This window comes from Pseudomonas sp. MPR-R2A5, from assembly GCF_058793055.1.
Genome location: NZ_JBXAFK010000039.1, coordinates 48,274 through 62,274 on the forward strand (window position 1 = coordinate 48,274; position 14,001 = coordinate 62,274).

The 14,001-nt window shown below is 61.1% G+C and carries 14 protein-coding genes; 5 read left to right on the forward strand and 9 right to left on the reverse strand.

The window, feature by feature from the left end:
• Positions 1-26 precede the first annotated feature (26 nt).
• Both AC1Q6I_RS24525 and cysK read right to left on the reverse strand, forming a co-directional pair.
• On the reverse strand, positions 27-965 hold the full coding sequence (locus AC1Q6I_RS24525; protein ID WP_024074067.1) for an aspartyl/asparaginyl beta-hydroxylase domain-containing protein: 939 nt from the start codon (positions 963-965) through the stop codon (positions 27-29).
• 463 nt (positions 966-1,428) lie between these two features.
• Entirely contained in the window at positions 1,429-2,403 is a 975-nt protein-coding gene (gene cysK, locus AC1Q6I_RS24530; RefSeq protein ID WP_024074066.1) for a cysteine synthase A, read from the reverse strand.
• A gap of 126 nt (positions 2,404-2,529) precedes the next feature.
• On the opposite strand from cysK, the gene AC1Q6I_RS24535 reads away from it, so the two are divergent.
• The 3 genes from AC1Q6I_RS24535 (at position 2,530) to AC1Q6I_RS24545 (ending at position 5,747) form a co-directional block, all read left to right on the forward strand.
• Positions 2,530-3,606 (forward strand): DUF748 domain-containing protein, encoded by a 1,077-nt coding sequence (locus tag AC1Q6I_RS24535; RefSeq protein WP_024074065.1) that lies wholly within the window; start codon positions 2,530-2,532, stop codon positions 3,604-3,606.
• Positions 3,607-3,723: 117 nt separating this feature from the next.
• Positions 3,724-4,569: an AAA family ATPase gene (locus AC1Q6I_RS24540; protein WP_003210690.1), complete on the forward strand. Its 846-nt coding sequence runs from the start codon at positions 3,724-3,726 to the stop codon at positions 4,567-4,569.
• The gene (locus AC1Q6I_RS24545; protein WP_024074064.1) at positions 4,569-5,747 is read left to right on the forward strand and encodes a vWA domain-containing protein; all 1,179 of its coding nucleotides are present in this window, start codon (positions 4,569-4,571) and stop codon (positions 5,745-5,747) included. The genes AC1Q6I_RS24540 and AC1Q6I_RS24545 overlap by 1 nt, the downstream gene beginning before the upstream one ends.
• Positions 5,748-5,783: 36 nt before the next feature.
• Here AC1Q6I_RS24545 and AC1Q6I_RS24550 read toward each other — a convergent pair whose 3' ends face one another.
• From AC1Q6I_RS24550 to AC1Q6I_RS24565, 4 genes are all read right to left on the reverse strand, one after another.
• Entirely contained in the window at positions 5,784-6,323 is a 540-nt protein-coding gene (locus AC1Q6I_RS24550) for a hypothetical protein (protein WP_069075437.1), read from the reverse strand.
• Between the two features lie 120 nt (positions 6,324-6,443).
• A complete protein-coding gene (locus AC1Q6I_RS24555; protein ID WP_024074062.1) occupies positions 6,444-7,352 on the reverse strand; it encodes a 5-oxoprolinase subunit C family protein in 909 nt (302 codons plus the stop codon).
• Complete coding sequence (locus tag AC1Q6I_RS24560) at positions 7,349-8,053, reverse strand: 5-oxoprolinase subunit B family protein (protein ID WP_024074061.1); 705 nt, start codon at positions 8,051-8,053, stop codon at positions 7,349-7,351. The genes AC1Q6I_RS24555 and AC1Q6I_RS24560 overlap by 4 nt, the downstream gene beginning before the upstream one ends.
• Positions 8,050-8,790 (reverse strand): 5-oxoprolinase subunit PxpA, encoded by a 741-nt coding sequence (locus AC1Q6I_RS24565; protein ID WP_024074060.1) that lies wholly within the window; start codon positions 8,788-8,790, stop codon positions 8,050-8,052. Before AC1Q6I_RS24565 ends, AC1Q6I_RS24560 begins: the two co-directional genes overlap by 4 nt.
• A gap of 174 nt (positions 8,791-8,964) precedes the next feature.
• Here AC1Q6I_RS24565 and AC1Q6I_RS24570 point away from each other — a divergent pair, with 174 nt between their 5' ends.
• Positions 8,965-9,879: a LysR family transcriptional regulator gene (locus tag AC1Q6I_RS24570; RefSeq protein ID WP_024074059.1), complete on the forward strand. Its 915-nt coding sequence runs from the start codon at positions 8,965-8,967 to the stop codon at positions 9,877-9,879.
• Between the two features lie 121 nt (positions 9,880-10,000).
• Here AC1Q6I_RS24570 and AC1Q6I_RS24575 read toward each other — a convergent pair whose 3' ends face one another.
• From AC1Q6I_RS24575 to AC1Q6I_RS24585, 3 genes are read right to left on the reverse strand one after another with little or no spacing between them, the layout of a single operon-like run.
• On the reverse strand, positions 10,001-10,543 hold the full coding sequence (locus tag AC1Q6I_RS24575; protein WP_024074058.1) for a DUF2937 family protein: 543 nt from the start codon (positions 10,541-10,543) through the stop codon (positions 10,001-10,003).
• A gap of 11 nt (positions 10,544-10,554) precedes the next feature.
• Positions 10,555-11,331 carry a class II glutamine amidotransferase gene (locus AC1Q6I_RS24580; RefSeq protein WP_024074057.1) on the reverse strand — a complete coding sequence of 259 codons (777 nt, stop codon included), beginning with the start codon at positions 11,329-11,331 and terminating at the stop codon, positions 10,555-10,557.
• Positions 11,332-11,361: 30 nt separating this feature from the next.
• A complete protein-coding gene (locus tag AC1Q6I_RS24585; RefSeq protein ID WP_024074056.1) occupies positions 11,362-11,898 on the reverse strand; it encodes a hypothetical protein in 537 nt (178 codons plus the stop codon).
• Between the two features lie 21 nt (positions 11,899-11,919).
• On the opposite strand from AC1Q6I_RS24585, the gene AC1Q6I_RS24590 reads away from it, so the two are divergent.
• Positions 11,920-13,974 (forward strand): S9 family peptidase, encoded by a 2,055-nt coding sequence (locus tag AC1Q6I_RS24590; protein WP_102625247.1) that lies wholly within the window; start codon positions 11,920-11,922, stop codon positions 13,972-13,974.
• Positions 13,975-14,001: the final 27 nt, after the last annotated feature.

Genomic DNA, 14,001 nt, shown 5'->3' on the forward strand with positions numbered 1-14,001 from the left:
GGGGGCAAGCCCCCTCCCACATCAGATCAGCCGAACAGCCATTTCCACAGCAGTACCAGGACGACCACCGCCAGCACCGGCCGCGCAATGCGGTAAGCCTTCGGGTGCTTGCGCTTCCACTGCTTGACCACACCGCTGAACTTGTCGCTGAAGGACTTGCTCCAGGCGTAGGCCTGGTTGATGCCGCCGACGCGTTCATCATCCAGGTTCTGCGGTGCCGTGGCGCGCCCCAGTTGCTGGCTGACCCAGCGGTTGATGCGGGTCATCAGGCGGTTGCTCAACGGCCGCTCGATATCGCAGAACAGGATCACGCGAGTCTTCTCGGTCTCGTTCTTGACCCAGTGCACGTAGGTTTCGTCGAACATCACGTCCTCACCGTCGCGCCAGGCATAGACCTGGCCGTCGACAAAGATGCGGCAGTCGTCGGAGTTCGGCGTGGACAGCCCCAAGTGATAACGCAGGGACCCGGCAAACGGATCGCGGTGCGGGTTCAAGTGGCTGCCGCCGGGCAACAGCGCAAACATTGCGCCCTTGACGTTGGGAATGCTGCTGACCAATGCCACGGTCTTCGGGCACAGCGCCTCGGCCGATGGCAGCGGTTTGTCGTACCACTTGAGGTAGAAACGCTTCCAGCCCTTCTTGAAGAACGAACCGAAACCGGCGTCATTGTTCTTTTCAGCGGCGCGAATGTAACCCTCGTCGAACAGGTGCATGGCCTCTTCGCGGATCACTTCCCAGTTGTCCTTGAGCACGTCCAGTTCCGGGAACTTGCTACGGTCCAGGTACGGCTTGGACGGCACCGCCGAGAACAGGTACATCAAGGCGTTATACGGGGCGAACAGCGCCGAATGGTTGACGAACTGACGCAACATCGGCAAACGGGCCTTGCCGCGCAGATGCACATACAGCGTGCTGCCGATAAACACCAGCAACACCGACAGTTTGGCGGCCAAAGAAAAGGTCATGCAGCAACTCCTGGAAATAAGCGCCTGGCCAGCAACCTCCCGTCAACGGGAAACCAGACGTAGCAGCCGGCCATGATAAACACTTGGGCCATTATGCAGAAGGCCCGGGCGGGCCGGCTGACACAAATCAAACATTGCAAGCGACGCTGCTGTGGCGAGCGGGCTTGGTATGGCAAGCCCACCTCTTGTGGCAAGCCCTAATGCCGTTCAGTTAAGCGTACATCGCCTTCTGTAGGAGCGAGCTTGCTCGCGAAAAACGTCAACGATAACGCGTGTTTCCTGAGTGAACGCGGCGCCTGTGAGTTCTTCGCGAGCAAGCTCGCTCCTACAAAAAAGCCTTAACTGAACGGCATTAGGGCAAGCCCGCTCGCCACAACAGCCCTGCTCGCCACAACAGGCCGGCTCGCCGCAACAAGCCTGCTCATTCCACAATAACCCCATCTACTTGCCACAGGCGATCACATCAAGCCTGGTTTTCCTGGTCGGTAAACAAATCGCTGAACAGCATGCTCGACAGGTAGCGCTCACCGGAGTCCGGCAGGATCACCACGATGGTCTTGCCCTGCATTTCCGGTTTTTCCGCCAGGCGCACGGCCACGGCCATGGCCGCGCCGCAGGAAATACCGCACAGGATGCCCTCTTCCTGCATCAGGCGCAGGGCCATCGCCTTGGATTCCTCATCGGTCACCAGTTCCACACGGTCAACCATCGACAGGTCGAGGTTTTTCGGCACGAACCCGGCGCCGATGCCCTGGATCTTGTGCGGGCTGGGCTTGATCTCTTCACCGGCCAGCGCCTGCGTGATCACCGGCGACACCATGGGTTCGACGGCCACCGACAGGATCGGCTTGCCCGCGATGTTCTTGATGTAACGCGACACACCGGTAATGGTGCCGCCCGTCCCCACCCCCGCCACCAATACATCCACGGCGCCATCGGTGTCGTTCCAGATTTCCGGGCCGGTGGTTTTCTCGTGGATCGCCGGGTTGGCCGGGTTGTCGAACTGGGCCGGCATAAAGTAGCTGGCCGGGTCGCTGGCGAGGATTTCGCCGGCTTTCTCAATCGCGCCCTTCATGCCCTTGGCCGGTTCGGTCAACACCAGTTCGGCACCGAGGGCCTTGAGCACTTTGCGCCGCTCGATGCTCATGGACGCTGGCATGGTCAACACCAACTTATAGCCACGGGCCGCGGCGACGAAGGCCAGGCCAATACCGGTATTGCCGGAAGTCGGTTCGACAATGGTCATGCCCGGCTTGAGTTTGCCGGTACTTTCGGCGTCCCAGATCATGTTTGCGCCAATGCGGCACTTCACCGAATAACCTGGGTTACGCCCTTCGATCTTGGCCAGGATGGTCACGCCACGCGGTGCGATACGGTTGATCTGAACCAGAGGCGTGTTACCGATGGAGTGCGCGTTGTCTGCAAAAATGCGGCTCATGGCGGGTCCTATTGGGCGATTTCAAGAAAGGTTCCAAGGGTATGCCTCGTGCCGCCAAGCGTCCAGTCAGAGGAACGTTGCGCGTGTCCCAACAGTCCATCTCCTACCCGCAAGGAGAACTGCCCCATGAAACGTCGCTACAGCTGGCCACTCTGGACCATTGCCGGATTACTGGTGGTCCTGGTCGCCGTGAGCATCGCGCTGCCCTATCTGGTGCGTAACTACCTGAATGACAAGCTCGCCGACATGGGCGATTACCGCGGCCAGGTTACCGACGTGGACCTCGCGCTGTGGCGTGGCGCGTACAGAATCAACGGCCTTGAGATCATCAAGGTCGACGGCAAGGTGCCCGTCCCGTTCGTCAAGGCGCCGCTGATCGACCTGGCAGTAAGCTGGCACTCTCTTTGGTACGACCACGCGGTGGTGGCCAAAGTGCTGTTTATCCAGCCCGAAGTGAACTTCGTCGACGGCGGCGCCAACAAGCAAGCCTCCCAGACCGGTAAAGGCACCGACTGGCGCGAGCAGCTGAGTAAGTTGGCCCCCATCACCCTCGATGAGGTGCGTATTGAGGACGGCAAGATCGCCTTCCACAACTTCAGTTCCAAACCCGTGGTGAAGATCGACGCGACCGACGTCAACGCCAGCTTCTACAACCTGACCAATGTGGTGAACGTCAAAGGCCGGCGCGACGCGCGGTTCGACGGCAAGGCCCTGCTGCAAGGCCAGGCCCCGCTGGAAGCCACCGCCACCTTCGACCCGCTGAGCAATTTCGAGAATTTCGAGTTTCGCTTTCGCGCCAGGGACTTGCAGCTCAAGCGCATGAATGACTTCGCCTCAGCCTATGGCAAGTTCGACTTCAAGGCCGGTACCGGGGATGTGGTGATCGAGGCCCAGGCGGAAAAAGGCCAATTGACCGGGTACATAAAGCCGCTGCTGCGTGATGTAGAGGTCTTCGACTGGCAGCAGGATGTGGAGAACAAGGACAAGAACATCTTTCGTTCGATCTGGGAGGCCGTGGTGGGCACCAGCGAGACCGTGCTGAAGAACCAGGCGAAGAACCAGTTCGCCACCCGCGTGGAACTCAGTGGCAGCGTGCATCAGCAAAATGTCAGCGCGTTCTCTGCATTTTTGGCGATTTTGCGTAACGGTTTTATCCAAGCATTCAATGCGCGCTATGAACAGCCCAAGCCCAGTGCTGACTGAACCACGCGCCTAATGGATGTGTGACCCGCCATTCAGAGACTGAATAACCCGTCTGCGTTCACAGTCGCCGGGGCCGCGCGGTATAGTCCGGGCATTGATGAATTCGAGGAATGACCGATGAAGTTCGAAGGCACCCAGGCCTACGTTGCCACCGATGACCTGAAACTGGCCGTCAACGCTGCCATCACCCTGGAGCGCCCGTTGCTGGTCAAGGGTGAGCCGGGCACCGGCAAGACCATGCTCGCCGAGCAACTGGCCGAATCCTTCGGTGCCAAGCTGATCACCTGGCACATCAAGTCCACCACCAAGGCCCACCAGGGCCTGTATGAGTACGACGCGGTCAGCCGGCTGCGCGACTCGCAATTGGGCGTGGACAAGGTGCACGACGTGCGCAACTACCTGAAGAAGGGCAAGCTCTGGGAAGCCTTCGAGTCCGAAGAGCGGGTGATCCTGCTGATCGATGAAATCGACAAGGCCGACATCGAATTCCCCAACGACCTGCTGCAAGAACTCGACAAGATGGAGTTCTACGTCTACGAAATCGACGAGACCATCAAGGCCAAGAAACGCCCGATCATCATCATTACCTCCAACAACGAAAAAGAGCTGCCGGACGCGTTCCTGCGCCGCTGCTTCTTCCACTACATCGCCTTCCCCGACCGCACCACCCTGCAAAAGATCGTCGACGTGCACTACCCCGACATCAAGAAAGACCTGGTCAGCGAAGCGCTGGACGTGTTCTTCGACGTGCGCAAAGTACCGGGCCTGAAGAAAAAGCCCTCCACCTCCGAACTGGTGGACTGGCTCAAGCTGCTGATGGCCGACAATATCGGCGAAGCGGTGCTGCGCGAGCGCGACCCCACCAAGGCCATCCCGCCCCTGGCTGGCGCTCTGGTGAAGAACGAGCAAGACGTGCAGTTGCTGGAACGTCTGGCGTTCATGAGCCGTCGCGGTAATCGCTAATGTTGCTCAACCTGTTCAACGAGATGCGTGCCGCCAAGGTGCCGGTGTCGGTGCGCGAGCTGCTCGACCTGATCAACGCGCTCAAGCAGCGCGTGACCTTCGCCGACATGGACGAGTTTTACTACTTGGCCCGGGCGATCCTGGTGAAGGACGAGCGGCACTTCGACAAGTTCGACCGCGCCTTCAGCGCCTATTTCAACGGCCTGGAAAAGCTCGACGACCACCTGCAGGCGCTGATCCCCGAAGACTGGCTGCGCAAGGAATTCGAGCGCTCGCTGAGCGATGAAGAGCGCGCGCAGATCCAATCCCTGGGCGGCCTGGACAAGCTGATCGAAGCGTTCAAGAAACGCCTGGAAGAACAGAAGGAACGTCACGCCGGCGGTAACAAGTGGATCGGCACCGGCGGTACCAGCCCGTTCGGCTCCGGCGGCTACAACCCGGAAGGCATTCGCGTCGGCGACGCTGGCAAGCGCCAGGGCAAGGCGGTAAAAGTCTGGGATCAGCGCGAGTACAAGAACCTCGACGATCAGGTCGAGTTGGGTACGCGCAATATCAAGATCGCCCTGCGCCGCCTGCGCAAGTTCGCGCGCCAGGGCGCTGCCGAAGAGCTGGATATCGACGGCACCATCGACCACACCGCCCGCGATGCCGGGCTGCTGAATATCCAGATGCGCCCGGAACGGCGTAACACCATCAAGCTATTGTTGCTGTTCGATATCGGCGGCTCGATGGATGCCCACGTAAAAATCTGCGAAGAACTGTTCTCGGCGTGCAAGACCGAGTTCAAGCACCTGGAGTATTTCTACTTCCACAACTTCGTGTACGAGTCGGTGTGGAAGAACAACCAGCGCCGTACGTCGGAACGCACCTCCACCCAGGATCTGCTGCACAAGTATGGCGCCGACTACAAAGTGATCTTTATCGGCGATGCGTCGATGGCACCGTATGAAATTACCCAGGCCGGCGGCAGCGTCGAACACTGGAATGAAGAGCCGGGGTATGTGTGGATGCAGCGCTTCATGGCCAAGTACAAGAAGCTGATCTGGATTAACCCGTATCCCAAGGATACGTGGGGTTATACGGCATCGACGGGGATTGTACGGGAGCTGGTCGAGGATCAGATGTATCCGCTCACCTTGCGCGGGCTGGAAGAAGGGATGCGGTTTTTGTCGAAGTAGCCGCAACCTGTAGCCGTCGAAGCTACAGGTTTGCTTTCAGCAGCGCTCGGCGTCGATCCAACCGAACTTCAGAAACAGCGCGGAAAACTGTTTGAGCAATTCAGCATCCTTGTGGGTGACCTTGCCGTCATTATTGACATCCTGATTGATCGAAACACTGCCTAGGCCATTGTCGTCCCCGTAAATCGCCGCGGTGTAGACAATGCTTTCATCCGTAGGTGCGCCCTCGCCCTGGTGAAAGTGCAGACGCACGGTGTCGGGTATGCCGTTGCCGCCAAAGTCACGGGCAAACACCTTTAAGTATTTGTCGAAAGGTGCGTCGAGGCTGAACCAATTGAACTCAACAAACAATTGGGCCAGTTCAATTGCCAGTGCCCGGTCGACGGCATCGATGACGCCATCCTGGTTCACATCATCGGCAATCACCCAATCCAGCTGCCCGTCATCGGTAATATCGAAGGCCGTGGCCTGCCGGACGAGAGTCGGGGTGTGGGTATCGTCATGAAACTCCAGACTGACCACATCGGGCACATCATTATCGAGGACATCCTGTGCATAGATTTTCAAGTAGCGCATGTTGGAACCCTAGTGAATGAAGCACTAAGACTTCCACATGCACCCACTCGAACCAAGACGGCAATGCCCATCAGGCATGTGAGACTAATCCTGACCGTCATTCGGGCGCCATAACAGCGCTCAAATGAACCGGCGTAAAAAATCCACCTGCTGCCGATGCGCCGTTTCCTGCACCACCGGCGCCAGCCTCACCTTCTCCCCCGGCAGGCACTGCGCCAGGCGCGCCAACGCCAGTGGCGTCAACGCGCCCAGGCGCGGATAGCCGCCGATCGTCTGCCGATCATTGAGCAACACAATCGGCTGCCCATCCGGCGGCACCTGGATCGCGCCCAACGGAATCCCTTCGGAAATCAGTGACGGCCCCTGGTACTGCAACGGCGTGCCCAGCAAGCGCATGCCCATGCGGTCGGCGCGACTGTCCAGAGTCCAGTCGGTATTGAAGGCATCAAACAGGCTCTGGCCGCTGAACTGACCGATTTGGGCGCCGACGATCACATCCAGCGGCGCCTTGGCTGGCAACGCCGGCGTGCTCAGCACTTTCATCGCTCCGCCGGTACCGGAATAGGCCAACCGCGCGCCTTCGGCCAACGCCTCGCCAAAGCCGTTCAAGCCACCCAGTTCCTCCCGTACCACGGTGGCGCAACTGCCCAGCACATCCGGCGCATCAAACCCACCCGGTGCAGCCAGGTAAGCCCGCGCGCCGCTGAACGGTTGGGTAAAGCGCAAACGCTGACCCTTTTGCAGGATAAAACTGCGCCCAGGGCTGATCGCACGCTCATCGATGTAGGCGCCCAGGTCCGCGCCGGCCAAGGCCAGCAAGCAATATTCCTCGGCCTGTACGGTAAAGCCGCCGAGGGTAATTTCCACCACCGGCGCATCCAGCACATTGTCCAGCAGCCAATTGGCCCAGGACATCGACACCCAATCCAGCGCACCGCCCTGGGTCACGCCCAGGTGGCGCACGCCAAAACGTCCGGCGTCCTGCAACAGGCACAGCGGGGTGCTGGCCTCGATGATCAAGCGGCTCATGCCTGCGCCTCCAACGGCGTGTCATCGCCACCCAGGTTGATAAACTCGGCGTGGCTGACGGCGGCAAAACGCACCGTGTCGCCCGGTTGCATCAGGCTGTAGCCGTCGCGCTCGCGGTCAAACAACTTGGCCGGGGTGCGGCCAATCAGGTTCCAACCACCAGGGGAGACCACCGGATAGGCGGCGGTTTGCCGTTCGGCAATGCCCACGCTGCCGGCCGCCACGCGTTTGCGCGGGGTGTTGAGACGCGCAGTGGCGAGGGCTTCGTCCACCAAGCCCATAAAGGCAAAACCGGGAGCGAAGCCGAGGGCAAATACCTGGTATTCGTGGGCACTGTGGCGGCGGATGACATCCTCCACCGAAAGGCCGCTGCGCCGGCTGAGCAAGCTCAGCTCAGGCCCGACGCTCAGGTCATACCACACCGGCAGCACATGGCACTGGCCACTGCCCTGGGCCTGGGGTTGCAGGTCGGTCAGCGCCTGGTCGATCAATCCCCGTGCTTGCGCCGGGCTCAACGCAGTGAGGTCGTAATGCACCATCAAGGTGGTGTAGGACGGCACCAGATCCACCAGCGCCGTGCCAAAACCGCTGCGCAAGCGCTGGGTGGCGGCGAGCATCCACGGCATGTTGGCTTCGGCAATCACCTCGAACAGACGCACCATCAGGCAGTCGATCGCCACCACTTCAATCCGTGGCTTCATGCTGACTTCAATGCCTCGCGGATGCGCTGCACGGCGGCGATCGAACTGGCGTTGTCACCGTGCACACATAGGGTGTTGGCCTGCAAGACCAACGGGCTGCCGTCGCTGGCGGTCAGGGGTTCGCCACGGGAGAGGGTCAAGGATTGCTGGACGATGACCTCCGGATCGTGGTGCACCGCACCCGGCAATTGACGCGAAACCAGATGGCCGTTGGGATCGTAGGCACGGTCAGCGAAGGCCTCGAACCACAGGATCACCCCGTATTCGTCACCCAGCGCCTGGGCCGCGCTGTTGTCGCGGGTGGCCAGCAGCATCAGCGGCAGGTCGCCGTAGGCAGCCACGGCCTGGATCACTGCACGCAACTGCGCCGGGTTGGCCATCATGTCGTTGTACATCGCGCCATGGGGTTTGACGTAACTGACACGCCCGCCCTGGGCGCGGCAGATGCCCTCCAGCGCGCCGATCTGGTAGTGCAACAGGTCCTGGATTTCCTGGGGGGTGTAGGCCATGGAGCGGCGGCCGAAACCTTGCAGGTCCTGGTACGCCGGGTGCGCGCCGACCTGTACGCCGTGTTTGAGGGCCAGGCTGACGGTCTTGCGCATGATGCTCGGGTCGCCGGCATGAAAACCGCAAGCCACGTTGGCGCAATCGATGAACGGCATGACCTCGGCATCCAGACCCAGGGTCCAGTTGCCAAAGCTTTCGCCGATGTCGCAGTTCAATAGCAGGCGGCTCACGGTGGTTGCTCCTGTAGGCTTTGTTTTTTGTAGTGTGGGATTTTTTACACAGAACTCGCAACTTGTCCTGATACCCCAACGACGCTTATCGTGGAATGGCTCGATTTTTGGCGTTTGCCCGGTGCGGCGTCCAACTAATAAAAACCGATCCATGCATAAGAAAAAGTTGATCCCATGAATTTGAAGTTCCTCGAAACCTTCGTCTGGGTGGCCAAGCTCAAGAGTTTTCGCCTGACCGCCGAGAAGCTGTTCACCACCCAGGCCTCGATTTCCAGCCGCATTGCGGTGCTGGAGAGCGAACTGGGGGTGAAGCTGTTTCTGCGTGATTCGCGGGGCGTGAGCCTGACCCCGGAAGGCTTGAAGGTGCTCGATTATGCCGAGCAGATGATGGTGACCATGCAGGGCCTGAAGCAGTCCCTGGAGACCACCAGCAGCAAGGTCGGGCGCATCCGTATCGGCGCGATGGACACGGTGATCCACACCTGGCTGAGCCCATTGGTCGCCGAATTGATGGACCAGTTCCCCCGGGTGGAAATCGAATTGATCGCCGATACCGCACTCAACCTCAGCGATCAGCTGCAAAAAGGCTTCCTCGACCTGATCCTGCAAACTGACCTGCTCCGCCTGGAGACCGTGCGCAGCCTGGAACTGGCCAGCCACCCCATGGCCTGGATCGTCGCCAGCCAATCGATCTACAACCGCGACTACGCTTCCCTCGCCGAACTGGCCCAGGAACGCATCATCACCTACTCAAAAAACTCCCACCCCCATCAGGACGTGCTCAGCCTGATGCAGGCCAATGGCGTTGCCGCGCCACGGATGAACTGTGTGAATTCGGTGTCGGCGATTACCCGCCTGCTGCGCGATGGCTTCGGGATTGGCGCACTGCCCCCCGTGCTGGTCATCGAAGAACTGGCACGCGGTGAATTGGTGATGTTGCCCATGGCGCAGAAACTGCCGAACTTGCAGGTGGTGGTGTCGTGGCGCGTGGGGGTGGAGTTGGTGGAGGAAATTGTGGGGTTGTGCCAGAAGGTGGTGGCCAGGTATGCCGAAGAGGTTGGCGAAGAGCGGATGGTGCTCAGCAACTGAAGGAACCCAATCCAATGTGGGAGGGGGCTTGCCCCCGATGGCAGTGTGTCAGTCAATACATCAGTGACTGAACCACTGCCATCGGGGGCAAGCCCCCTCCCACAGTTGCCCCAGGTGTTGGTTAGAGACCTTTCAGGTCCCGCTCTTCAATCGGCCGGCTCTGACGCAGGCGCTTGCCGCCCAACACCACCCAGTCGATCAAGCGGAACAGGCACTCCAGGCCAAACGACAGCAACATCGCCCCACCCAGGCCCCAGCCCATGGCCTCGGGGGTCAGCAGGATCTGGTAGCTGTAGCCGTTCCAGGTTTCCAGGCGGATATCCGGGTCGGCGGCCACAGCCACTTGCAGGGCGCGGATGTACCACGGGCCTTGCATGGCCTGGAATTGCTTGTCCAACGCCACCTGGCGATCGAGCATCGCCCCCAGGCTCTTGGCATCGCTCTGGAACACCGGGTCGTCGCTGGCGCGGTAGTGGGCCACCAGGGCCTGCAAGTCGCCATTGAAGAACTGCTGCGCAGTGGACTCAAACCCGCGCAGGCCGGTCTGGGCCTCGATCAGGTGGGCTTCGACGCGCTTGGCGTAGTCGTTGATAAACCCCGGCACTTGCACACCGACCAACAAGCCAATGGCAAACAGCACCAGTCGCAAATAGCTGAGCAACATAATCGATGTCCCTACTCGGTAATGCCCTGGCTGACGCATTCACCGCGTCGCCACAGGCTCCATTGGCCCGGTTCGTAGCGGGTCCAGTTTTCGTTGTCGGTCAGCGGCTCGGTGGCAATCACCGTGACCACATCATTGGGGGTGGTTTCGGCCTGAAAATCGACAATCACGTCGACATCTTTCAGGCGTGCCGGGCCAAACGGGGCGCGCCGGGTGATCTGCGCCAGTTTGGTCGAGCAGTAGCAGAACAACCAGTCGCCATCGCTGAGCAGGCAGTTGAACACGCCTTTGCTGCGGTATTCGGCGCAGGCGGCGATCAGGTCCGGCAGCATCTGCTCAATATCGACTGGCTCCGGGAATGCCTCGCGTACGCGGTTAAGCAGGTCGCAGAACGCCGCCTCGCTATCGGTATCACCCACCGGGCGGTAGAACGTGGCGCGCGGGTTGAAGTCCGCCAACTGGCCATTATGGGCGAAACACCAGTTACGCCCCCACAGTTCACGCACGAATGGGTGGGTGTTGGCCAGGCTCACCTTGCCGACGTTGGCCTGGCGGATATGGCCGATCACCACTTCACTCTTGATGGGATAACGCTGCACCAGCAGCGCGACTTCCGATTCGCTGCTGGCGGCCGGGTCCTGGAACAGGCGCAGGCCACGGCCTTCGTAGAAGGCAATGCCCCAACCGTCGCGATGGGGCCCGGTACGCCCGCCGCGCTGCATCAGCCCGGTAAAGCTGAATACGATATCGGTGGGGACGTTGGCACTCATGCCCAATAATTCACACATGCCAGGGCTCTCGCTGCAGGGCGGACTACGTTAAAGGCGCGGTTCGACCCGCATACCGCTCACCGGCGCCGGGCGACGGAACGGTTCATCGTCTTCGTCTTCCGGCTCGGCAGCCAAGGCGGCATCGACCGCGGCCTTGCGCTCACGGCGGGCCTTGGCGGCACGCTCGATGGGCCAACGGATCAACACGATGACGATATACACGCCAAAGGCGATCATCGTGTACATGAACAGATCGGAGACGGCCCGCCAGGCGTTATTGCCGACCTTGAGCACCAGGTCCATCGCGGTGATGGCCACGGCCGGGGCGAACTGGGTCTTGACCGGATCGACGATGGTCGGGCTGAACAGCAGCACCGCCATCAGCAATTGCAGCGGCTCGCGCAACCAACGCCAGATCCAGCGGGTCATGCGCCACCACACCAACAGGCAGCCCAAAGCGGCGAAGGCGTAAAGGCCCCAAGCGGTCAGATAGTCGTTCTCGGTCATGGTGTCCATGGCAACGTAGGCAAACAGGCGGCTATGATAACGGCTTTTGCGTGTCGCGGCTGCAATGGCTGCCACCATCCGCCAGACAGAGAGTGATCCATGCCTTCATCGACCCACATCACTGCCGCCCCGATTGCCCGCAAAGCCCCAGGCCAGGACCCGTACGCCTGGCTGCAAGAGCGTGACAGCGCTGAAGTGCTCGATTACCTCAAGGCCGAAAACGCCTGGCTGGAAGCCCAACTCGCCGACCAGCAGGCCCTGCGCGAAACCCTGTTCGAGGAGATCAAGGGGCGCATCCTCGAAACCGACCTGTCGCTGCCCTCCCCTTGGGGCCCGTACCTGTACTACACACGCACCACCGCCGGTGACGAGTATGCCCGCCACTACCGCTGCCGCCGCCCGGCCGACGACAGCAACCAGGTGGACGCCAGCAGCGAAGAGCTGCTGCTGGACCCCAACGCCCTGGCCAACGGTGGCTTCTTCTCCCTCGGCGCGTTCAGCATCAGCCCCGACCACCAGCGCCTGGCCTACAGCCTCGACACCAATGGCGAAGAGATCTACACCCTGTACGTGAAGGAATTGGCCACCGACAAAGTCAGCGAACTGGCGTTCGACAACTGCGACGGCAGCATGACCTGGGCCAATGACAGCCTGACCCTGTTCTTCGGCGAACTGGATGACACCCACCGCCCACATAAGCTGTATCGCTACCGCCTGGATGGTACGGCCGCGCAGGAAGTGTTCCATGAGCCCGACGGGCGTTTCTTCCTGCACTGCTACCGCTCCAGCTCCGAGCGCCAGTTGCTGCTGGCCCTGGGCAGCAAGACCACCAGCGAAATCTGGGCCCTGGACGCCAACCAGCCGCACCTGGACTTCACCTGCCTGGCACCGCGGGTCGAGGACCATGAATACGATGTCGACCATGGCCAACTGAATGGCGCGTGGACCTGGTTTATCCGCAGCAACCGTGATGGCATCAACTACGCCCTGTTTGTGGCGACCGACATTGGCGACGTGCCGACCGAGGATGAGTGGCAGAACCTGATCCCCCACAGCGACGAGGTGATGCTCGACGGCGTCAGCCTGAACGCCTACGCCATGACCCTGAGCCTGCGCATCGGCGGCCTGCCGGTGATCGAAGTGCACCCCCAAGGCGTGCCGGCCTATCGCGTGGAATTACCCGACGCCGCCTACAGCCTCTACGTCCAGAACAGCCTGGAATTCGTCAGCGACAAGATCCGCCTGCGCTATGAAGCCCTGAACCGCCCGGCCCAGGTCCGCCAGTTGGAACTGGCCAGCGGCGCGCAGCAGGTGCTCAAGGAAACCCCGGTACTCGGCGTGTTCAACGCCGATGACTACGTCAGCCAGCGCCTGTGGGCCACCTCCGCCGATGGCACCCAGGTGCCGATCAGCCTGGTGGTCAAGCGCGACCAACTCGGCAAGCCGACGCCGCTGTACCTCTACGGTTACGGCGCCTACGGCCAGAGCCTCGACCCGTGGTTCTCCCACGCCCGCCTGAGCCTGCTGGACCGTGGCGTGGCGTTCGCCATTGCCCATGTGCGCGGCGGCGGCGAGCTGGGTGAAGCCTGGTATCGCAACGGCAAGCAGGAACATAAGCAGAACACCTTCAGCGACTTTATTGCCTGTGCCGAACACCTGATCGCCGAGGACCTGACCACCGCCCAGCAACTGGTGATCAGCGGCGGCAGTGCCGGTGGCCTGTTGATCGGCGCGGTGCTCAACCAACGCCCCGAGCTGTTCCAGGCGGCGATTGCCGAAGTGCCGTTCGTCGACGTGCTCAATACCATGCTCGACCCGGAACTGCCGTTGACCATCACCGAGTACGACGAGTGGGGCAACCCCGAGGAGCCCGAGGTGTACGCACGCATCAAGGCCTACGCGCCGTACGAAAACGTCAGCGCCCAGGCCTACCCGGCCACGCTGGTGATCGCTGGCTACAACGACAGCCGCGTGCAGTACTGGGAAGCGGCCAAGTGGGTGGCGAAGCTGCGGGCGACCGCCACCTCCGACAACCTGCTGCTGCTCAAGACCGAACTGGGCGCCGGCCACGGCGGGATGAGCGGTCGCTACCAGGGAATTCGTGACGTAGCACTCGAATATGCATTTGTGTTCAAGGTGCTGGGGCTGGTGTAAGGAACTTCGCGGAGCGGTCCTGTCTGA